The following is a 22,538-nucleotide window of genomic DNA, read 5'->3' on the forward strand; positions in this document are numbered from 1 at the left end:
ATTAATCTCTCCCTTGTTTACAATAAGGATGTCTCATCAGCCGATCACGAAAAAGAGACAGGACAAAAAGGCCGCTGCCCTTTTGCTCTGTCCCCGTTACCTGAAAGTTTAATGTTCCCGGTGAACCGTTGATCCGGGATCCATGTACCTCTTGGGTGGCTGATCGCTCTCTCCAGAGTGGCGTCCGATCATGGTCCTTGTACCTGAGAGATTCGGCTGCCGGGTTGCAGGACCGGCCCTTTGCTCCTTCGGTGCCGCTCTTGGCTAGCCGTTTCGGTTCGCCATGCGGACTCTCCCATCATCCTCATTCGCCTGTATGAATTGTATTAATGTAAAACGAAGTTAGTAAGATGTCAAGATAACTTACATAAGATTACGTATTTCGTCAATCTATTCTAGTCATATTTTCCTATTTTTATGTGAAAATATAGTTATTTTTCATATAGAACCACTTGTATCCTTAATTTTACAGATATATACTATCTCCAACAACTCCAGATTTTACCTTATTTTATGAATTGTTGAAAATAAGGTGCACTCCGCGTCAACTTTCCTTCACATCAGGATGACTTGGATTTCCGTTACGCCTCTCACTCCATCCGGCTTCAACTTCAACTTCAATTTCAACTTCTCATCCACCATGGCATACCCGCATTTGCTTCAATAACTTCGATTAAGGAGGTGATGAACAAAGGGACGCTTGCTCTTGCTCCACCCGTTTCCAGGCATAACGTGTCCGGACCTTGCCGAACGTTGCTCCGGGCGGCCGCCAAAGGATGTATGCTGGACTTTAAAACCTCATAAAGGGAGTGAAGAAGTTGATAAGTCTCAAGAGATTTCGCAAATCTTTCTCGCTTGGCATGTCGATTCTTCTGGCGTTGACCCTCGTTCCCGCAGCCTCTGCCGACAGCAGCGGAGTTTCGGGAAAAAGCAGCCTGAAGTCGACCGCGCCCCACGTGGCCGAAGCCAAAATCGACGCCAAATTGCAGACCCAGTTTAAGCAGGACGACTTCGTCACCTACCTAGTCAAACTCAAAGAACAAACCGATACGGCCTCGGTCGCCAAGCTGGCTCTCCAGAAAGCCACGCTGGAGAAAGCAACGCCTTCCGCCGCGAAGCTTTCCGCCCGAACCTCCGTCGTCAGCGCGTTGCGCGAGACCGCCTCCCGCACCCAATTCGCGCTGGAGGATTACTTGCAGAAAGCCCAGCAATCCGGAAACGTGAAAGACTACAAAAGCTACTTTATCGTAAATGCCATGGCGGTGACAAGTACGAAAGAGGTACTGGAGCAAATCGCCCTTTTTCCTGAAGTGGAGAAGATCCTCCCGAATGAAGAACGTCACTTGCAAAAGGTCGAAATCCATAAAGAACCGGCAACGCTGCCCGTCGAAGAGACGCCTTCCGCGAAACCGGCTGACGGAAAGGCGTCTTCGCTGGACGGCGCAAGCAAGGATCCGGCGAAGGTCACGCCTAGCAGCGTCGAATGGAACATCGCCCAAGTCAATGCCCCCGAGGTTTGGAACATGGGCATCGACGGGACCGGCATCGTCGTCGCCAACCTCGATACCGGCGTCGAGCTGAACCACCCGGCCTTGCGGAGCAAATGGCGCGGATTCGATGCCTCGGGCAATATCGTCGATCCCGAGCTCAGCTGGTACGATCCGCATAGCCATGCTTCGCTCCCGACGGATGGCCACGGCCACGGCACGCACACCATGGGGACGATGGTCGGCTCGGAGCCGGACGGCTCGAACCAGATCGGAGTCGCGCCGGGGGCCAAATGGATCGCGGTTCGCATTTTTAACCCCTCTACCACGGACGCGATCATCCTGGACGGCGGCCAGTGGCTGCTGGCCCCGGTGGATTCCGAAGGAAATCTCCATCCGGAGCTGGCTCCCGATGTCGTCAACAACTCCTGGGGCGGCGGACCCGGCATCGACGAATGGTTCCGCCCGATCGTGCAGGCTTGGAGAAGCGCGCAGATCTTCCCCGAGTTTTCGGCAGGCAACGTTGATGAATTCAACCCGGGCGGCCCCGGTTCCGTCGCCGCACCGGCCAACTATCCCGAGGCGTTCGCCACCGGCGCCACCGATATCAACGGGAATTTGGCCGACTTCTCTTTGCGGGGCCCTTCGCCTTACGACAAAATTAAACCGGAGGTTTCCGCGCCGGGCGTGAACATCCGCTCCTCCGTCCCCGGCGGAGTCTATGAGGGGGGCTGGGACGGCACCTCGATGGCCGGTCCGCATACGACGGCGATCGCCGCCCTGCTGCTGCAGGCGAACCACTCCCTCACGGTAGACCAGCTGGAGGATATCCTGACCAGCACGGCTACGCCTCGGACGGACAGCGAATATCCCACGACGCCCAACAATGGGTACGGAAGCGGGATCGTGAATGCGTTGGATGCCGTCGGCTCCGTCCTGCAAGGGGTAGGCACCGTTTCCGGGCGCGTAGTCACCGCCGGAGAGGACCTGGACGAGCCGGCTTTGGAACATACGCCACCACCTTTAGTATATGAAGGCTTCGACGTGACGCTTTCCGCACGCGTCAGCGACGATGTCGCCGTCACGTCGGTCGAATTTTACGCCAAGGAAGCAGGAACCAGCCATTATTTATACCTACCGGCTAAACGGGTTTCCGGGAATGAAAAGGACGGTGAATACGAAGCCACCGTCCCCGCCTTCCTGATCGGGACGGCCGGACTAGAATATTACATTCGGGTGAATGACTTCGGCAACAACGGGTTCGACAGCAAGCCGTATGCCGTCACGGTGTCGGCCGGCATCGAGCCGGGGTATCTCCAGGATTTTGAGACGGAGGTCACCGGGTTCCAGTCGGGCGGTACCGGGAACACCTGGGCCTGGGGAACGCCGGTTAGCGGACCGGGCAGCGCTTATTCCGGCGACAAGGTGTACGCCAGCAATTTGACCGGAAGTTACGCCTCCGGCGCCGATTCGTATCTGCTGACGCCGCCGATCGATTTGACGGATAGCCCGCGAGGGGCGCTGCTTTCTTTTAAACATTGGTATGACCTGGAGGCAAGCCGCGATTTCGGCACGGTGTACATCGCTTCCTTGGACACCGATTACGCTTTCGTTCCGCTGGCGGAATTCACCGGCACGAGCGGCGGCTGGAAAACGCAATATCTGGACCTGCGCGAATATGCCGGCCAACAGATTTACCTGCAGTTCGGACTGAGCAGCGACGGCTCCGTGCAGAAGGCCGGCTGGTACCTGGACGACCTGTCCCTGCAAGCGCCTGACGCCACTGCGCCTGCGGCACCTGCCGATCTGAGCGGTTCCGTCAATTTTGCCGGCAACGCCGAATTGTCCTGGTCCCCGTCCGCCGATGAGGACGTGAAGCTGTATACGGTGTACCGTTCGACCACGTCGGGATCCGGTTATGCAGCGATCGGAACTACCGCGCAGACGGTATTCACCGATGCGGCAACCGAAACGGATCATACCTATTATTACGCAGTCACCGCGACGGATTACAGCGACAACGAAAGCGCCAAGTCCAACGAGCTGGAGCTAACGGTCGTGCGTCCGGCAACGGTATTCAGCGACAACTTCGACGGCAGCAGCGACAATGGATGGACGCACAGCGGAACACGGGACGAATGGGAACGCGGCATTCCTGCGGGGACTGGACCGGCCAGCGCGGTCTCGGCGCCTAACGTTTGGGGGACCGACCTCGACAACAGCTATGAGAATGGAGCAAGCGCCTCCCTCGTCTCCCCGACGATCGATTTGGGCGCCGTCGATCATGCCACGCTGCTGTTTGATCAGTGGTTCGAAATCGAAACCAATTACGATAACGGTTATGTGGAGATCAGCTCCGACGGCGGAAATACGTGGAACGAGCTGGGCAAATTCTCGCATAGCACAAACGGCAAGCAGTGGAGCCCGGTATACTACAATCTCGATGCTTACGCCGGAGAACAAGTCAAGGTGCGGTTCCGATTAACGACGGACAACAGCGTCGTGAAAGCCGGCTGGTACATCGACAACGTTCAGGTGTTAAGCGCAAATACGCCGGAATCTCTCGTAACGAAGAACGTGCTTGGCGAAGCAAGTACGAAAGCGGACAAGGCGGTAAAATCCGGACCTGCCTATAAGCTGATCCGTACGAGCAAGGCCGAATACGAACAGCTCGTGGAGCAAGCGAAGCCTGCCGGAGACATCGGCATCAGCAGCCTGCCGGCGAGTGCGACCGTAACGGTGCTGGAAACCGGGCGTTCGGTGAAAACCGATCCCGCCACCGGACGGTACAGCTTGAATCACGTCGCCGGGGATTACACGCTGAAAGCGGAGGCCTATGGCTATTATCCGCAAACGGCAAATGTCACCGTTGCCGATCAAACGAACGCCAAGGTGAACTTCAACCTGCAGCCGATTCCGAAAGGAACCCTTGGCGGGACGATTACCGACGAACGCACCGGAGAGCCGATTCAAGGCGCTACCGTCATGGTGCTAGAGGATGCGACGATCGCGCCTCAATCGACCGGAGCCGATGGAAGCTTCTCGTTCGAGGTGCTGGAAGGCACCTATACGTTGTCGGTCCGAGCGGCCGATTATTACGGGAATACGTTAACCGTTACGGTTCCGCCGAACGGAACGGCCGACGGCTCATTGGCCCTCAAGCCATTCGTCGGCTTGCCGGGCGAAATCGCCTACGATGACGGCACGGCGGAGAATGCCTGGGCCTTCAACGCCGCAAATAACGCTTGGGCCGTTCGCATGACGCCGGACGCCGGCGCGGCGCAAATCACCGGCGCGTCGATCCGGTTCTGGAACACCGAATGGCCGGTTCCGGGCGGAACCGCCTTCCAATATGCCGTTTACGATGCATCGGGACCGGACGGGGCGCCGGGGCGGCCATTAGCCGGTCCGTTTGACGGCACGGCGCTGCGCAACGACCAATGGACCGTGCTCGAGCTGCCGGAACCGGTAACCGTCGAAGGGGACTTCTATATCGTCTACATTCAAACATTGGCCGGAACGAGCGCTCCTGGAGTAGCCACCGACGAAACCGGTCCGAACGCCCACCGCAGCTGGAATCGGATCAGCGGAACGTGGGGCTTGACGGACGAAGAAGAAGGCAACTACATGATTCGCGCCACCGTGCGTTATCCGGTGAACGCGCCGGTGATTACGTCTCCGACGAACGGGGCTTACACGAATCAAACCACCTTCACCGTGACCGGAACCTCGCCAGCCAACGACGCCGACGTTAAGCTCTACAACGGCACCGAGCTGGCAGGCGAAACCACGGTCGAAAATGGGCAGTTCAGCCTGCCGATCGAGCTTCATGACGGAGCCAACGCCTTGTCTGCCGAAGTGATCGTGAACGGGAAAACAACCGACCGTTCGCTGCCGGTCACGATTACGCTGGACACCGCCGCTCCGGAGCTGGATGTCGTTTCGCCGGTGGATGGCTTCCGGACCAATTCGGAAGTGCTGAACGTGACGGGCTCTGCGCTCGATGAGTTCCTGAGCAAGCTGACCGTAAATGGTCAAGAGGTTCCGCTGGAAGGCGGCGGCGCATTTGCGTACCGCTTGCTGATTAACGCCGGCGAAAATCGGATCACCGTCACCGCGTCGGACCTGGCCGGAAACGAAACGACGGTCACCCGGACCGTATACGTGGATACCGAGCTGCCGGAGATCGCCCATCTGACGCCGGCTGAGGACGTCCATCTGACAGCAGGAGAAGCGCTGTCGGTATCCTTTGACAGCGTTCCGGGTCTTACGGCTTCGTTCCGCATCGAGTTGCCGTTGTCGTTATCGGGCGGTGCGGGCAACGGAATTCCGCTTACTGAAACGACGCCGGGGCATTACGAGGGGACGTATACGACGCCCGCATCGCTTGTCCTGGAAGGCGGCCTGATCGTGGTTACGGTTCGGGACGCGGCTGGGAACAGCGGCGACTTCCAGGCACCGGGCCGCTTGTTCGTCAGCGCACCGGGTGAGGATCCCGGGGAAGATCCTGGAGAGGATCCTGGAAACACCCCGAACGTCCTGCCGGTTGCCGTGATCGATGCCGTCGAGCGTGCAGCCAAGAATAAACAGATCGACTTTGACGGTTCGGCCTCCTCGGATACCGACGGCCGCATCGTCCGCTACAGCTGGTCGTTCAGCGACGGCGGCACGGAGCTCGGCCCCAAAGTCAATCACCGTTTTTCTGCCGCCGGTGGTTATACCGTCACCTTGACGGTGACCGATGACGACGGCGCCGTAAGCTCGGTGGTTCACAAAATCGTGATCCGGTAATTTTCGGACCCAAAGCAAATCGGCTCCAAGCGGTTTATGCCGCTTGGAGCCGATTTTTTAACTAGGAAGGTGTATTGGCCCGTTCCCATATCTGTTTCAGTTTATCCGCTAACTCCGGATCCTCTTGCTGGGCTGCCGAGAAGAGGTATTCTTTATCCAGATTCTCTAGCTGTGCCGCCAGCAAGAAGATGGCCCACTCCTCGCTGCGCTTGTCATTCCAGTATATGGCGGCTTTTAGACGGTCCAGCACCAAATCCTCGATCCCAATAACATAGCAATATCCTTCGGGCGTGCTCAGCTTGATGATTTTATCTTTTGATCCCGCCAGAGTAGCGCTTGGGATCTCAATTGGCATATCCAATTCCTGTGCATAATAATGCCTGCGATCAGATGCCCGTTCAAAACCCAGCAGCTCAAATAACCGGCGCGCTAAATCGTCACGAATCAATACCAAATCGATATCCGCCGTTTTATAACTGCCCGAAGTGTACAATTCCACCGCATGTCCTCCCACAATGACGGCAGGATCAGCTCCGACCTCATCGAGCAGCGGAGTCAAGATCCCCATGGCATAAAATTCTTTCCAGTTCGCACGCTCAGGATCGACAGCAAGCTCATGCAAGCGTTGTTTGGCCACAATTAATTTTTCACGAAACCCTTCACTTTCCCATACGGTAGACAATGACGTCCCTCCCCGGTTTTTAGCGCAAGGTCCATTCTCTCTCGCTGTCGATTTGGATACGCCCTTCCGAAAGACTCTTCAAAAAGCGACTTCTCACGCTCCGCATCAACAGCTCCATTTCGGCCTCCGAACGCGCAGGCTTTAAAGAAACCGAAGTCTGGATGATCTGTTTCTGCCTCTTCCGGCTAACCGGGCGTATCATCTCCGAAATATCCACCTGCCGCATCATCCAACCCTCCTCGTTCGCCGATTCGTCTAATAAGTTACCTATAAAATAGCTTAATGGGCATCAAAATACAACCACGCCTTTCATTAAGAAGCCGAAAAGCTGCGGATGACCTCCTCGAACGCCGGCTCGGCCATGTCGACGTCATCGATGTCGCCCCAACCGCCCAGCAGCCGGATGATCTCCATCGTTCCGATCTCATGCCGGTTCGCTTCGACGACCACCATGCCTTCCTCGGTGTCCGTCACCCGAAACGGCAGTCTCCCCGTCTCCGCTTCCTCCGGTACCCGAAAGGGGCCGCGGAATTTGACGCGAATCACCGTCGGCAAACCGATCTGTTCCCGCAGGGCCGGAATCGTACCGTCGTAGGTCAGCCTGCCTTGATCGATGACCATCACGCGGTTGCAAAGCTGCTCGATGTCGTCCATGTCGTGGGTCGTGAGCAAGATAGTTTTGCCGAAATCCCGGTTCAGCTTCTGCAAAAATTGCCGGATATTTCGCTTGGCATGCACATCAAGTCCGATCGTCGGCTCGTCGAGGAACAACAGGTCCGGATCATGCAGCATCGCCGCCGCAATGTCGGCCCGCATCCGTTGACCCAGCGACAGCTTGCGGACCGGGGTCAACCAGAACTCGCGCAGATCCAGCAGCTCGGCGAATTGATCCAAGCGCTGCACCTTCTCCGCTCCGCCGACGCCGTACATCTCCGCCAGAATATCGTAGGAATCCTTCACCGGCAAATCCCACCACAGTTGACTGCGCTGTCCGAATACCACGCCAAGTTGACGCACCGCCTGCCGCCGGTCCCGGTGCGGATTAACGCCGCCAACCGTCACCTCTCCCGAGGTCGGGTGCAATATGCCGGTGAGCATTTTGATCGTCGTCGATTTACCTGCCCCATTCGGCCCGATGTATCCGACGAATTCCCCGCGCTCGACCTGGAAGCTGATGCCCCGCACCGCCTCCTTCAATCGGTATTCCCGCGAAAACAACGTGCGGAGCCCGGAAAATTTCCCTTCGCGTACAACGGGGGTTTTGAAATCCTTCGTTAAGTTTTGTACTTCAATCATCTTCGTCCCACTCCCCTTAGCTTCCCGTACTCTGGTATTTGGTGATGCCGTACCTCCAAAACCGCAGGCTGGCGAATAAGCAGATGGCGGCGATGCCCGCCGTTGCCGCGATCACCCACGGTCCCATGTCTCCGCGCAAAATGTACAATGAAGGCACGTAGTTGACGAAGCCGACCGGGATGGCGAACAACAGCAGCGAGGACATCCATTTCGGATACAAGGTCAGCGGGTACTGCGCGGCGGTACGGGCCGCATCCTCCGTAATGTTCTGCAGCTCGACGATCCGGGTCGTCCAGAAGCCCAGCGTAGCGGTGGCCAGCCCGATCGAGAACAGAATGACCGCCCCGGTCAGGATGATGAACAGCGTCACGATCACAGCGGTCCAGCCAACTTGTCCGCTGCGCATCATCGCTCCCAGCGCCCAGCAGAGAATGACTCCGCCCTGCAGCACCTCGGCGGGCATCAGCCGGAGCTTCAGCGGCATCAACGCCAAGAGCAGCGGCATCGGCCGGGTAAGCAGTTGATCGAGTTCGCCGCCGACGAGGTATTTTTCCAAATGATGCACTTCATCGGCAAACGTGCGGTAGATCGTTTTGGATAACGTCATCACCGCAAACAGGTACCCGATCTCGTACACCGACCACCCCCGGATCGCGCCAAAGCGGTCCAACACGATGGCGACCATCAGAAATTCGGAGATTTGAACCAGCGCGGCCAGCAAGGTGCCTACAATAAAGTTGAACTTGTATTGCATCCGGCTCCGGATGGTCGTGCGAACGAGCAGTCCGTATAGTCTTAGCCAGGAGCGTAATTTCGCTGCTGAGATCATCCCCCTTGCACCTCCACTTTCCTCCGAAGCAACCGGGTGGCCAAGAGGCATAGCAAGGTCATCAGGGCGCACCAAAATACCGTCCCCCATAATGCGAAGACGTTTCCGTTTCCGAGATACAGCGTTGTCGGCACATACAGCAAATAAGGGTACGGCGTGAGCCATGCGAAGGATTCAAGCCATCCGGGCAGCCATTCCAGCGGAATAAAAAAGCCGGCCAGCAAATTGACCAGTGCGTGATGCCCCCAGTAAAACCATGACGACTCGGTGGTCCATAATGCACTGATCCCGATGAGATAGTTGATGCAAATGGATAAGTAGGAGGCTCCAAGCAAGCCGGCGACGGTGAACAGAACGGCGATTCCATCGCCTGGAACCGGTAGGGAAAAGACGAAAAAATACAGGAGATAAATCGGGATGGATTTGTAGACGAGCTGGTAGGCGATTTGCCCCCATTCCTTGGCCATCGCGTGGGTGAAAAGGTGAATGGGCCGCATCAGATCCAGGGCGATTTGCCCGGTCCTGACGGATTGCGGAATACCGAGGCCGTTCGTGATGAAGCTGGTGATCCAGAGGGCGGACTGCGTGAAGGCGATGTAAGCGACCATGCCTTGCGTTCCGTAGGTTCCCAGCGAGTGGTCCCGGCCCAGCCCGATCCAGATGCACGCGTACATAAAGCCGAACATGGCGCTTGCGACATTATGCACCAGGTGGGCTCCGCGGTACTGCACATTGCGGGCGTAGGCTTTGGAAGCCAGGGTGAAATAAAGCCCAGGGTTAAACATTTGACACCTCCGATAAGCATGTTTAGAGCGAATCGTATCGCTCTCCCGGACGGATGACCCGTCCACTTCAGACAAGGCGAATATGAAAGAAGGACATTAGCATACCGCAATAATACGGGCGTGGCAAGTAAATTTTTCCTTTTGGCGTGTTTCTCCCGGCTCATCCCTATTCCGATTGTTGGACAGCTCCAAGCCAAGATCAGGCAACAAATGTATGCGAAAAATCGAATAGAATGGAGAGATTCCGAAAATTCCAATGAATTGTAGATGAAATTTCATACACATTCTCGCCTCATCAGGTATTAGGCACAGAATCTGTATGAAAAACCGAATAGAATGGAGAAATTTTGCCGCCGTCCGCATTTTGTATATGAAAAAACGAACACAATTCAACGCAAATAACCCCAACCCATTTCTCACAGTAGGCTGGGGTTATCCGTAGACAACGCTATGCTTCGCGAATTCGGTACAGCAGGCTGTCAAAGTCGCCGCGCAGCGGGAGCTCGAGGCCGATTTGCATCAGGCTCCGGCCGCTCCGGGTGCCGGGTTGCCCTTCGATCGCGTAGGATTTATCCGGCGCCAGGCCTTGCAGGCATAAGCGGGGCAGGTGGTCGCCCAGCCGCTGCGAATGCAGGAAGGCCAGCAGCACGCTGTCCCCGCGGGCTTCATCCACGTATTGGACCGCCGTCACGCCCAGGTGGTCCAGCGCATCCAGCCGGTACTGATCGCCGAACTGCACCAGCGGACGGATCTCCTTGTATTGCCGGACGAAGCCGGCCGCCTCTTCGAGCTCCGCGTCGCTCCAGTGGTTCAGGTTCGCGCCGATGCCCAGCGTTCCCGTCATGGCGCTGTGGAACCGGTACGGCAGCGACAGAACGCGGCGGTTCATCCCGGTAGGGGACTCGGTCACCCAACAGGTCATCATCTTCGGCGCATAAACATAGGAGAAGCCCTCTTGAATGCTTAGCCGGTCAAACGCATCGGTATTATCGCTGGGCCAGGCCTGGTCGGCATATCGGAAGATGCCGAGGTCGATCCGCGAGCCCCCGCCGGCGCAGGTCTCGAATTCCACGTGCGGGAAACGCCGGCGAAGCTCGGCCCAAATCTCATATAGGCTTTGCACGTGGCGAATCCAGATCTCCTTCTGGCGGTTCAGCGGGTGATCCTTCATGCCCGGCTCCGTCACCGTCCGGTTCATGTCCCATTTGATGAACTTGATTTGGTGCCGGCTCAGCAGGTCGGTCATGAACTCCAGGATGTAACTTTTGACCTCCGGTTTGGAGATGTTGAGGAGCAACTGGTTGCGCAGCTCCGTCCGTCCCCGGGTCGGAAAATGGTACACCCAATCCGGATGGCTCCGGTACAGGTCGCTGTCCGGGTTTACCGCTTCGGGCTCCACCCAGATCCCGAATTCCATGCCAAGCTCGTGCACCCGATCGATTAACTCGCCAAGCCCGTTCGGGAACTTCTCCCGGTTGACGACCCAATCGCCGAGTCCCGCACGGTCGTGGTTACGCGCCCCGAACCAGCCGTCGTCGACGACGAACAACTCGACGCCCAGCTTGGCCGCCCGCTCCGCCAGGGCCATTTGATCCTGCGCGTTTACATCGAAATACGTCGCTTCCCAGGAGTTGTACAGCACCTTGCGCGGCTCCCGGCTCGGCAGTACGTGATGATGCTGATAGCGATGCAGTTGCCGGCTCATCCCGCCGAACCCGGCGGCGCTGTAACCGCCGATGAACATCGGTGCCGCAAAGGTCTCGCCGGGGCCGAGCAGCCACGTGCTGTCGAAGTCGTGGATGCCGCCGGTTACGCGCGCGAGACCAAACGCGGTTCGTTCGGCGACGATCTTCCAGTTGCCGCTCCACGCCAGCGCCCCGAACCAGACGTCGCCGCGGTCCTCCGCCGCCGTCCCGTCATCGACGGCAAACCACGGGTTGGCATGGCCGTCCGTAAAGCCGCGCCGCGACTCCAGCACTTTTTTTCCCTCGGAAAGGAACGTCCGGCGCAACTGAAATTCGCCTGCCCATTTGCCGGTCACGTGCGTGAACCGGCAGTCCCGCAGCACCGGCATCGTCCAGGCTGCCGATTGGATCGTCTCCAGCAGCACCGGCTCGTCGCCTAAATTCGCGAAGCTAACGGATCGTTCCAGCACGTCGTGCTCGGAAATGGCCGCATAACTCAAGCGAACCTCGAACGGATATACCTCATCCCGAAACGTCAATGTCAGCGTTTCCTTCCCATTTTGCCGATCCACCAGGCATCCGGTATATTGGGGGCAAAAATCACGCACGCCGTCCGGCCAAGTCACTTTCAGCGACGGTTCGACATAGCCGACGCCGCCCCAGAAACTGAACTCTTCCACCTCCCGTTCGATCTCCGCGTCAAAGGAGCTATGCCCCCACGTCCCGAGCAGCGGCAGCGCCTCCGCCGGATCAATGGGCGCCCCCCAGTACAAATGCTGCAGGCGGCCCTTCTCATTGATGCCAAACACATATGAGCTACCGTTCGTTTGCAGCGCGAAACCTTTATTTTGCTCATCCACCCAAATGGCCATGTCCTGATCACCTTCCGCTGAGTTTGAATATTTTGGCTTCCGCCGGCGCCAGGTCTACGACCAGTTGGCCCGCGGCTTCGTGCTCCTTACCTTCCCACAAGTCAACTACCCGGTAGTGCGCCTTCAGGTCGAGTCCCGCCCGCGCCAGAGATATCGTCTTCCGGGCCGCCGTCGTTCCGTCGAAGTTGAACGCCGCGACATACAGCGCATCGCCGCCGTTTGTCCCTGAACCGGGAGCCTCCAACACGAACACGTCGGCCGCCCGGTCGCCGAAGCCCCATTCCAGCGGCCGGAAGGTCCGCCCCAAACGGGCGACGTCCATCACCGCGCGGTTGCCGAGCCAAGCTTTGGCACGCTCCGCCGCCCCTTCCTTGCGGAAGTCGTCGCCAAGCAGCAGCAACGTTCCGGCGATGGCCGATGCCGTCAACCGGCTCCGCCCTTCATGATGGCCCGTTGCTTCCTGGTTGAAGCTCTTGTACAGCACCGTGTGGTCCGGGTCGTTGAAACGATATAACGAATCGTTCATCCACCAGCCATAAGTCAGGGAATTCAGCAAATATTCGGTATCGCCGATTTGTCCGAACACGTCGCAGGAAATGCGGCGGCTGTGAGCAAAGGCGTACGGGAAGAGCGGCGCGATCGACAGGTTGACGAAAAACGGCCGTCCCGCCGCCTCCGGCGACAACTTCGAGGCCAAATAAGACAAGCCGCGGCGGTAAGCGGCGATTCCGGTCGTGATGGCCGGGTCATGATGCTTCCCTTCCAGCGCCCCATGCGCCATGAAGTCCAGTTTGAGGTATTCGAAGCCTTCGCGGATGACCTTCTCGGTGAACCAATCGATCCGTTGCAACGCTCCGGGATGCGTCGGATCGATCGCCAGACCGCCGGCGATGTCGGCCACGATCTCCCCTTCCGCGTCGCGGAGCAGGATCTCGCCGTACGTATACTTGCCGTCCGTTCCCTCCACTTCGCGACCGAATTGCTCCGGTCCGCCCCAGAACGCAAACGGCGTCCAATACGTGCCCGGCTTGTGCCCGTTCGCCTGCACCCGGCGCAGCGCGTCGGCCATTTCCTCCGCCGTCAGCCGGTCCCAGAAGGCGTCGAAATTGATATAGAGCGTGCCGTCGCTCTCAAACCCCAGCGGCTGCACCTCCCGCTTCAAAAAGTCGCTCGTCGACGTATACAGCTCGTAATCCAGCGTGCTCATCGCCGCGGACCAGCTGTTCCAGCCGAATGGCACGCCGCCCTCCCATTTCAGCGGAGGTTCGACCGCCGCGTTGGCCCGGCCATACGCCTCCAGCCCCTCGCGGTAATCGTCGTAATACCCGGCGAATACGAGCGGAGACGCGACCCGGGGACCGTGTACATAGCCATGCGGCTGCGTATCGCGCGTCATTTCGCTGGCAGCCCCGGCATACAGCTCGAACTCGTCCAGCTTGCCGGGCTGTTCGCTTCGGATGCGGATGCCGGTTTTCCACACGTCATGGGACACCGAACCGGTCACAAAGCCTCGCCGGCTCCCCGGGAAGAAAAGCGCGGCCGCTTCGTAGCTTTCCGTCTCCCAAGGCAGCGCCTTGGCGATGTAGCGTACCCATTTATCGTTGTCGTAAGGGATGCGCAGGGCATGCAGCTGGTCCTCCCCGGACGCCCCGTTATCAGCGCCTTTTTCGAGTTCCAGCTTGGCCGACTTCAGCACCGCCATCCGGTTCAGCTTCATTCCGTCTCCGCCGGTCACGACGACCCGGATCAAAAAGAACGGCTGCCGCTCATAAAGGTAAAAATGCTGCTCAACCTCCGGCAAGCCGGTTTTTTCATGCCGAATCACCACCTGGACGCCTCGGCCGAAACGATCGTTCAGCTCCTTCGGCTCCCCGTACGCCTTATGGCTCCCGTACATCCCGGTATGAACCTCCCGGCCTTGCCAGCGGAACGCGCTATGGATCCCGCTCCAGTTCAGCGCGCCGCGGCTGGCAAAGGCGAATTCGCCGCCGGCCAGATCATAGGTTAACCGGGCGAGGCCGTTATCCAAATGCAATTGCGTATCCGATTCCGCCCAACAGCGGACTTTTTCCGTACTCGGTCCGTCCATGGTCATCCAACTCCACTCCTTCTCCGCATATTCGCCCTCATTATAAGGTCGAACTCCCCAGGGTTCCATAGAGCGATGTTCCGATCGATAGCGGGAAATGACTTTTTTGTTTACCGGTGTTCTGCCCTGGGTTGATGCGAGCTATTGTTGTTGCGGGAGTTGATGGGCAGCCCCGCTGCGCAAAAAAACGCGAGCCGGCGGAGGAACCCAGTCCCCCGCCGCTCGCGTCACTCTGCCCTAGCGCTCTATTCCCACAATTTCATACGCTCTTCGTAGTTCTTATTGTAGACTTCCTCAAGTTTCGGCAAACCCGCGGCATCCACTTGCTTCATCATGGTTTCGTACAAGGTGACCACGTCCTGCTCGCTCGGAGCCAGGGCCATCTTCAGGAAGTACTCGTTGATCGTTTCGTTAACCTTCGTCTCCATGATCGCTTCCGGCGTACCGCCGGCCGGCCCGAGGCTGTCGTAAGGCGCCGTATCGAACGACGTATCCGCGAGGTTCTTGATCGCGAGGTCGGTTGTCGGATCGGTCATGCCGCGGCCGATCAGGTCATACGGCGTACCGTCGGAGCCCGGACCGTTCTTGATCGTCCAGGTCCATTTCCGGATGCCGGTCGTGCGGGAAGCTTCCGCCCAATCCTTCTTGAAGGCGTCCAACACTTCTTGACGCGGCACGTGCTTGCCGTCCTTCATGTCCCAATGCTCGCCTTCCACGCCCCACATCATCAAATATTGCCCTTCCTCGCTGGCGAGGAAATCAAGGAACTTGATCGTGCGTACCGGATCCTTGTTCGTTTTGCTGATGGTGATGCCGTCCCAACCGAGCGAGCTCTTCGGCCCGTAGGTCGTTTGGTCCGGTCCGACGCCCGGCGCCAGCACTTTATATTGGTAAAACTGTCTTTCCTCCGCCTTGGCCGGGTCCGGGGCATCTGCCTTCAGCAAGCCGTTGGACGTCCCCACGTTCCAGCCCGCGTCGGCCGTGGCGAAAATATTGCCCGCCCCCAGCTTCTGCTCATACTGCTTTGTTTTCATCGTCACCCACTCTTTGTCAAGCAGGCCTTGACGGTACAGGGAGTTCATATATTTCATCATGTCCAAGTACCGCGGATCGCGGATATCCTTCTGCAGCTTGCCGTCTTTCTCGTAAAACGGCATAATGCCGAACATCCCTTTGAACGTCCCGGTCACGCCGCTCATGTTCTCGCCGTTCAGCGTCATCGGGATGGTTTCCTTGCCGTCGATCGTCGGGTACTTCTCTTTAAACGCCTTCAGCAGGTTCTCGAACTCTTCGGCCGTAAACGGCTCGCCGTTGTTCACCTTATCCCCGACGCCCAGCTCCTTCATCAAGTCCATCCGCATCAGGAAGCCGAACACCGGATACTGCTCCAGGCCGTACCAGTTGGCCAAATAGTAGTTCTTCCCGTCCGCGCTGCGCGTTTTCTTCAGCGTATCCCCGTACATCTTCTTGATGTTCGGTCCGTACTTCTCGATCAGATCATCCAACGGAATGACGGCTCCCGAGGAAATATACTTGTTCATGATGTCGCTGCCGCGGCTCATCAGCACGATGTCCGGCAAGTCGTTGCTCGCGAGCATCAGATTCAGCTTCTCCGCCGGATTCCCGGTCGGCTGCTGGATCTCCACCGTCACGCCGGTTTTTTCTGTAATCGCTTTCGCTACCGGGTTCGTAAAAGGATCGCCCGTGTTCTGGTCAAACAACGTTAACGTGATCGGCGACTTATCATCCGCTGGCGCCTCCCCGTTCGTCCCTCCGTTCGCCGCGGGCAAATTCCCCCCGGCCGACGGGGCGTTCCCGGACCCGCAGCCTGCGAGCAGGGCGAGGATCATCATAGAGGATACCATGAATAGCAGCTTTTTCTTCATTCGCGTAAACCCCTCTCTTGTGCTTTTGCGCTTGGACCTCAAGCTCACCTCAATTGTAAAAAGCGCCTCCCCGTTTATCCATAACGCAATGTTACTATTCATAGTGGAAAACGACTTTCATCGGCTGGGCCGGGATTTAGCCCGTGTTTAGCCGGGTTTCCAGCTCGGACGCATTCGGATTCAGCGGCAGGCGGATCGTGACATTCGTCCCGATCCCGAGCCGGCTGAAGACCTCCACGCCGTATCGTTCCCCATAGGCCAGCTTGATCCGGTCGTCGACGTTTTTGATGCCGTAGCCGGATTGATTGCTGGCTTTGCTGAACGCCTCTTCCAGCCGCTCCCGGGTCATTCCCTGCCCGTCGTCGATCACCTGCAGCAGAAGATCCTCTCCTTCCTCCTTCAGCTTGACGATGATATGGATGCCGGCTTCGTTCCAGATCGCATGATTGATGCAGTTCTCGATAAACGGCTGCAGGATCAGCTTAATGACCGTCCGGTTAAACAACGACTCGTCCAAATCGTAATGCATGTGCAGCATCCCGCGGAAACGGATCTCCTGGATCGAAACGTAGTTTTTGACCAGCTGGATTTCCTGTTCCAAAAGGACGACCCGTTTGCCTTTGTTCAACGAGATCCGGTAATACTTCGACAAATGGCTGACCATCTGGTAAACCTGCATGCTGCCTTCCTTCAAAGCCAGCGAGGAGATCGAGGACAACGTATTGTACAGAAAATGCGGATTGATCTGTGCTTGAAGCGTCGTCAATTCCGAGTCCTTGACCGCGATTTCCTTGACGTACACCTCGTCGATCAGCTCCTGGATTCGCGCCGCCATCTTCTGAAACGCGTACGACAGCTGCCCGATCTCGTCGTTGCCCATCGGCTTGCGTTTAACCTGGAAATTCCCCCGCTCCACCTTGCGAATTTGCTGCAGCAGCACCTCGATCCGCTTCGTAATCACTTTGGCCGTCACGAAAATCAACAGGGCCGCCACTGCGATCACGGTGACGGAAATCCAGACGATTCGCTTGGTCGCCTGATTCGTGTTGGCCAGCAATTCGTCATACGGGACGGTGATCACCGTCGTCCAGCCATTACTTAACTTCTTGTAGGTGAAAAAGCGTTCCTGACCGTCGACCCTCGTGTCAAACTTTCCGCCGGACAACGTCAAATCGGCTTGAATCGGATAGACGTCAAAGAGCTGCTGCCCCTTCATCGCCGTATCTCCGGAGCTGATGACGCGGCCGGTATCGTCGATGATATAGACGCTCTTATTGACGTTTTCTTTTTCGATCAGCGAATAGATTTCCTTGTCGTCGATATTGATCGTCAGGATGCCGTAAGGTTGTCTCAGGCTGAAATAACTAAGCGAACGGGCCAGCGTGACGTAGGACGTCCCGGCCTGCGGATCGTCGATATGGGTGTAGACCGGACTCCCCGCCGCATTCAGCGCTTGTTGCTTCACCGTTTCCGGCAGCTCCTCGGTGTATTTGATGTACTGCTTATCGGAATACAACGTCTTGTTATCGATGTAAATGGTGATGCCCTGAATATTGGCGTTCGAAATCATCATGGAAGACATCGTGCGGTTGATGTACTGGAACGCATCCAGATAATAATAAGCCTGCTCGTAATCATTGGACAAAAAATTCCGCAGCTGCGAATCCATGTACAGGATATTCGTCAACTGCTCGTAGTACCCCAGACGGTTTTCCAGGTTGGTATTGATCTGGTTCAGCGTGCCGCTTAACGAAGCGTACGTCTGCTCGGTGATCGTGTCCCGCGTGGAGGTATAGGAGTAATAAATAAGCACGGAACACGGGATGAAGGACACGAGCAGGAAAATGATAAACAGCTTATTGCGCAGCCGCAGATTGGCGTACCAATGATGCCGGAACAGAGACAGCCGCCGGAACACAGGAGCCCCGCCGCCTGTTTCCTTATAGGTTTTTTCGATATTCATTGGGCGTGACTCCTTGGTTTTTCAGGAATAAGGAAATGAAATAGGACGTGCTTTCGTAGCCGATCTTTTGGGCGATGTCCTGCACTTTGAGCGATGGATCGGCCAGCATTTCCTTGGCTTTCTCGAGCCGGATGCGGGTCAGGTAGTCATGGATGGTCATGCCGGTTTTATCCCGGAAGATCGATCGCAAATAGTTCGGCGACAAATAAACTTGGCCGGACAAGCTTTGGATCGTGATCGGTTCGTGATACGTCCTGTCGATGATCTGGCACACTTGATGCACGAGCTTGGCGTTTTTGTCCGTAGACCGCTCCATCCGCAGCTCCAAATAATGCGTTGCCGCCCGCCGGACGGCCGACTCGATCTCCTGCAGCGTCTGGCAATCGTAAACGGATTGATAGAGAGCCGCGCGTTTGACCGGTTCGCCGCCATGGCCGTTCAGGCCGGGGCTATGCAGCTGTTCCTCCAAACGGGCCAGCAGGTCGATCGCCCATTCGAACACGAGCGGCTTATGGATTCGCAGCTGGCGCACATTCGCAAGATATTCGCTCAGAATCCCTTCCGCGTCCTCACCGCGCAGCTGTTGCAGCGCCTCCCTCCATTCTTGCTCCGGGAAGGGCGGCAGCGTGTCATAGCGGTACCCCGGCTTGACCTCGCCGGCGAAAATGATCTCTCCCGGCCCAAGGAAAAACCGCTCGTCCTTCAGGACGCGCGCCTGCTCATACAGCCGGGCGATGTTTGCGGGTTCGGCCGCTTCGCTGCCGACCGCCAGCGTCACCGACAAGCCGAGCAGCCCCCGGATCGTCTGCTGCAGCGTGCCCCACTGCTCCCGCGAAACCCCCGGCTCGCTGCCGGCCTCGATAAAGATCGCCAGCTCTCCCTCTTGGAGCGCGGCGACTACGGCGTCCTTGCGGACCGCGCGGAAATACTCCTCCGCCACCCCCGGCAGGCGGGAGAGGGCAGCCGCCGCCGAGCCCGGATGCTCCCCTCCGGCGGCGCCGCGGTCTACGCTGCAGAGCGCCAGCGTGTAGGAGCCGACCGCCTCGCGCCGTTCCAGCTTGCCGAGCTCGGCGGCGAGCTGCTCCCGCCGGGCCGCGTCCTGTTCGTGGAGCAGCTCTTTCAACAGCTTGCCTTTGGTCATCTGGATCGATTTATATTTTAAACGCACCTCTTCGCATCTCTGCTTCACCCGCCCCATGACCTCGGCGATTTCCTCCAGGTCCAGCGGCTTGAGCAAATAACCGACCGCGCCGACGTGCAGTGCCGATTTGACGTAACTGAACTCGTCGTGGCCGGTCAAGAAGACGATTTGCGTCCCTTCGTACTGCTTGCTGACCCAGTTGGCCAGCTCCAAGCCGTTCATCAGCGGCATCTGTACATCCGTCAATACGATGTCGGGTTGAATGGCATGTATTTTCTCCTGGGCGTCCTTCCCGTTGATGCCGACACCGGCGACGTAAATCCCCATATCCTCCCAACGGATGAAGTCCCGCATCATCTCCAATTCCAATTCCTCGTCGTCCACCAGAAAAATGCTGTACATGTCCGCAAGCCCCCTTCGTATGCAGCCTTTCCGTATCTGATCACCGTAAGGTTAGGCAGTTCCTTGAACTGCCTCCTCTCTGATTATAGCGCTTACATGCCGGCTAGCTGAATCCTCCTTTCGCATGAAAGTTATTTTCAAGCATGATTCGATACTTTGCTTTATCGACAGCGAATTTTCGGGGGTCTTATAATTTTTTTAAGCAGTAAAGCTGAACGTCACGACTAAGAAACCAATGCGAGGTGCCGCTATGCAAACCGACTTGAATCTACGCGAAGGTACGGAACTGAAAATTCCGCGCCGCAAATTATGGCCCGTCTTTAAACAGCAGAAATACCTGTTTCTCTTGATGCTGCCGGCGCTCATCTGGGCGATCCTGTTCGCCTATACTCCCATGGCCGGATTGTATATGTCGTTCGTCAACTACCAGCCCACGCTCGGCCGATTCTGGTACAGCCTGTTCCACAGCGAGTTCGTCGGGCTGCAGTGGTTCCGTTACTTTTTCAATAACGGCGATTTCCTGATCATCATGCGCAACACCTTGGCTTCGACCTTGATCACGATCTTGTTCTCTTTTCCGATGCCGATCCTGATCGCCCTGGCCATCAACGAAATCAAAAACGTGCATTTCAAAAAAATCGTGCAAACGTCCTCGTATTTGCCGTATTTCATCTCCTGGGTCATCGCGGCCAACATTATCGTGACGCTGCTGTCCTCGGACGGGGCGGTGAACGCGCTGTTGAAATTTTTTCACGTCACCAACGAAAGCATCCTGTTCCTGCAGAACGGCAAATATTTCTGGTGGATCGTCGCCTTGGGCAATACGTGGAAGGATATGGGCTACAGCTCGATCATGTATTTGGCGGCCATCTCGTCGATCAACCCGGAATTATATGAGGCAGCCAAGGTGGACGGGGCTAACCGGTTTAAACAGATCCGTTTTATCACGCTCCCGCATCTGAAGCCAACGATCGTGATCCTGCTGATTCTGGCCATGGGCGGCATCCTGAACGCCGGGTTCGACCAGCACTTCCTGTTGGGGAACGATCTGACGAAGGACTACTCCGACGTGCTCTCGACCTATTCGTTCCGCTACGGGATTCAGAACGGCATGTTCTCGTACGCTGCCGCCGTCGGCATGTTCAGCTCGGTGGTCGCCTTTATCATCGTGGTGATCGTCAATAACGTCGCGAAAAAAATCAACGGCCAGTCCTTGTTTTAAACCTGGCATGGAGGAAACGGCATGAAAAACCATAAAACGATTACCGAGCATCTGTTTGACGCTGCCCTATATCTGTTCCTGACTTGCATCTTTCTCGTCACGTTCTACCCGTTCTGGAACATTCTCATCATCTCGCTGAACGACGCCACGGACTCGCTGCGCGGCAACCTGTATTTCTGGCCGCGAGAGTTTACGTTCGCCAGCTACACCACGATTTTCCGAAACCCGGAAATCTGGAGCGCGCTGCAGGTGACGGCGCTGCGGACGGTGATCGGAACCGCGGTGTCGATCATCTGCATCTCCATGCTGGCCTACACCTTAAGCAAACGGTATTTGCTCGGCTGGAAGTATTTTTCGTTCTTCTTCGTGTTTACGATGTATTTCGGCGGCGGCCTGATTCCGACTTACATGGTCATCAAAGCGCTGGGGTTGATCGATTCGTTCTGGGTGTTTATTTTCCCGGGGCTGATCGGCGTGTTCCTGATGATCCTCGTACGCACCTTCATCGAGCAGTTGCCCGGCGAAATCGAGGAATCGGCCAAAATCGACGGCGCGAACGACCTGCAGATCTTCGTCCGCATCGTTCTCCCGCTATGCGTGCCCGTGCTGGCGACGATCGGGTTGTTCCTGGCCATCGGCCATTGGAATTCGTGGTACGATTCCTATATTTACACCTACAAGCCGGAGCTCAAAACGCTCCAGGCCGTCCTGGTCAAAATCCTGAACCAGTTCCAAACCGGCGCGATGATGACCGATGCCCAGCAGATGGCGCAGAACGCCAAACGCATCCCGGTTTCCAGCGAAAGCATCCGGATGGCGGTCACGATGGTCGCGACCCTGCCGATCATCATGGTCTACCCGTTCGTGCAAAAGTACTTCGTCAAAGGGATCATGATGGGCGCGATCAAAAGTTAGGTTTGGTAATGAAGAAACCCGTCGCGGCGAATGCCGGACGGGTTATTTGTTGTGTGGGGAATGGTTGGGTTGCTGGGTTGCTGGGGTGCTGGGGTGCTGGGTTGCGTACGTGCGTGTTTGGTTGCTGGTTGCTGGCTTGGTGCGTACGTGCGCGCTTGGTTACTAGCTTGATTGCGCGCTTGCGTACTTGCGTGCTTGGTTACTAGCTTGATTGCGCGCTTGCGTACGTGCGTGCTTGGTTACTAGCTTAATTGCGCGCTTGCGTACGTGCGTATGTCAGCGGGCGTTCTCCCCCCAGTCGTCGAAGGGGCAAAATGTTGCACTTTGTACAACATTTTTCGGCTCGTTAGGAGGGTTGAGGCGAAAATGTTGCATTTTATACAACATTTTTGGCTCAAACCGCCGGTTAGCGGCTGAGATGTTGCACTTTTTACAACATTTCAGCCGCTTTGGCGTGGAGATCCCCGAAAATGTTGTACTTTTTACAACATTT

At 57.0% G+C, this 22,538-nt stretch carries 14 protein-coding genes and 1 riboswitch; of the genes, 3 read left to right on the forward strand and 11 right to left on the reverse strand.

The annotated features are described in order from the left end of the window. Positions 1-181: 181 nt before the first annotated feature. Positions 182-308: riboswitch (glycine riboswitch) on the reverse strand. A gap of 510 nt (positions 309-818) precedes the next feature. Beyond that, on the forward strand, positions 819-6,278 hold the full coding sequence (locus tag MJ257_RS18510; RefSeq protein ID WP_240270626.1) for a S8 family serine peptidase: 5,460 nt from the start codon (positions 819-821) through the stop codon (positions 6,276-6,278). A 61-nt stretch (positions 6,279-6,339) separates the two neighbouring features. On the opposite strand, the gene MJ257_RS18515 is transcribed toward MJ257_RS18510, so the two are convergent. From MJ257_RS18515 to MJ257_RS18560, 10 genes are all read right to left on the reverse strand, one after another. Beyond that, complete coding sequence (locus MJ257_RS18515) at positions 6,340-6,960, reverse strand: hypothetical protein (protein ID WP_240270627.1); 621 nt, start codon at positions 6,958-6,960, stop codon at positions 6,340-6,342. A 19-nt stretch (positions 6,961-6,979) separates the two neighbouring features. Continuing rightward, on the reverse strand, positions 6,980-7,189 hold the full coding sequence (locus MJ257_RS18520) for a hypothetical protein (RefSeq protein WP_240270628.1): 210 nt from the start codon (positions 7,187-7,189) through the stop codon (positions 6,980-6,982). A gap of 83 nt (positions 7,190-7,272) precedes the next feature. Then, the gene (locus MJ257_RS18525; protein WP_240270629.1) at positions 7,273-8,256 is read right to left on the reverse strand and encodes an ABC transporter ATP-binding protein; all 984 of its coding nucleotides are present in this window, start codon (positions 8,254-8,256) and stop codon (positions 7,273-7,275) included. 16 nt (positions 8,257-8,272) lie between these two features. After that, complete coding sequence (locus tag MJ257_RS18530; RefSeq protein ID WP_240270630.1) at positions 8,273-9,085, reverse strand: ABC transporter permease; 813 nt, start codon at positions 9,083-9,085, stop codon at positions 8,273-8,275. Continuing rightward, a complete protein-coding gene (locus MJ257_RS18535; RefSeq protein ID WP_240270631.1) occupies positions 9,082-9,870 on the reverse strand; it encodes an ABC transporter permease in 789 nt (262 codons plus the stop codon). The genes MJ257_RS18530 and MJ257_RS18535 overlap by 4 nt, the downstream gene beginning before the upstream one ends. 448 nt (positions 9,871-10,318) lie before the next feature. Further along, positions 10,319-12,427 carry an alpha-galactosidase gene (locus MJ257_RS18540; protein WP_240270632.1) on the reverse strand — a complete coding sequence of 703 codons (2,109 nt, stop codon included), beginning with the start codon at positions 12,425-12,427 and terminating at the stop codon, positions 10,319-10,321. A 7-nt stretch (positions 12,428-12,434) separates the two neighbouring features. After that, complete coding sequence (locus MJ257_RS18545; protein ID WP_308193222.1) at positions 12,435-14,585, reverse strand: alpha-galactosidase; 2,151 nt, start codon at positions 14,583-14,585, stop codon at positions 12,435-12,437. Between the two features lie 176 nt (positions 14,586-14,761). Continuing rightward, the gene (locus MJ257_RS18550; protein ID WP_240270641.1) at positions 14,762-16,369 is read right to left on the reverse strand and encodes an ABC transporter substrate-binding protein; all 1,608 of its coding nucleotides are present in this window, start codon (positions 16,367-16,369) and stop codon (positions 14,762-14,764) included. 169 nt (positions 16,370-16,538) lie between these two features. After that, positions 16,539-18,365: a sensor histidine kinase gene (locus MJ257_RS18555; protein ID WP_240270633.1), complete on the reverse strand. Its 1,827-nt coding sequence runs from the start codon at positions 18,363-18,365 to the stop codon at positions 16,539-16,541. After that, positions 18,343-19,908 carry a response regulator gene (locus tag MJ257_RS18560; protein ID WP_240270634.1) on the reverse strand — a complete coding sequence of 522 codons (1,566 nt, stop codon included), beginning with the start codon at positions 19,906-19,908 and terminating at the stop codon, positions 18,343-18,345. Before MJ257_RS18560 ends, MJ257_RS18555 begins: the two co-directional genes overlap by 23 nt. Before the next feature lie 250 nt (positions 19,909-20,158). Between MJ257_RS18560 and MJ257_RS18565 the strand changes: the two genes are divergently transcribed. Next, entirely contained in the window at positions 20,159-21,130 is a 972-nt protein-coding gene (locus MJ257_RS18565; protein ID WP_240270635.1) for an ABC transporter permease, read from the forward strand. Between the two features lie 21 nt (positions 21,131-21,151). Further along, a complete protein-coding gene (locus MJ257_RS18570) occupies positions 21,152-22,045 on the forward strand; it encodes a carbohydrate ABC transporter permease (protein WP_240270636.1) in 894 nt (297 codons plus the stop codon). Between the two features lie 276 nt (positions 22,046-22,321). On the opposite strand, the gene MJ257_RS18575 is transcribed toward MJ257_RS18570, so the two are convergent. Then, positions 22,322-22,538 (reverse strand): hypothetical protein (locus MJ257_RS18575; protein ID WP_240270637.1); only part of this gene is annotated, 217 nt, incomplete at its 5' end.

The organism is Paenibacillus timonensis (assembly GCF_022427145.1).
In the GTDB taxonomy this organism is placed as follows: Bacteria; Bacillota; Bacilli; order Paenibacillales; family Paenibacillaceae; genus Fontibacillus; species Fontibacillus timonensis.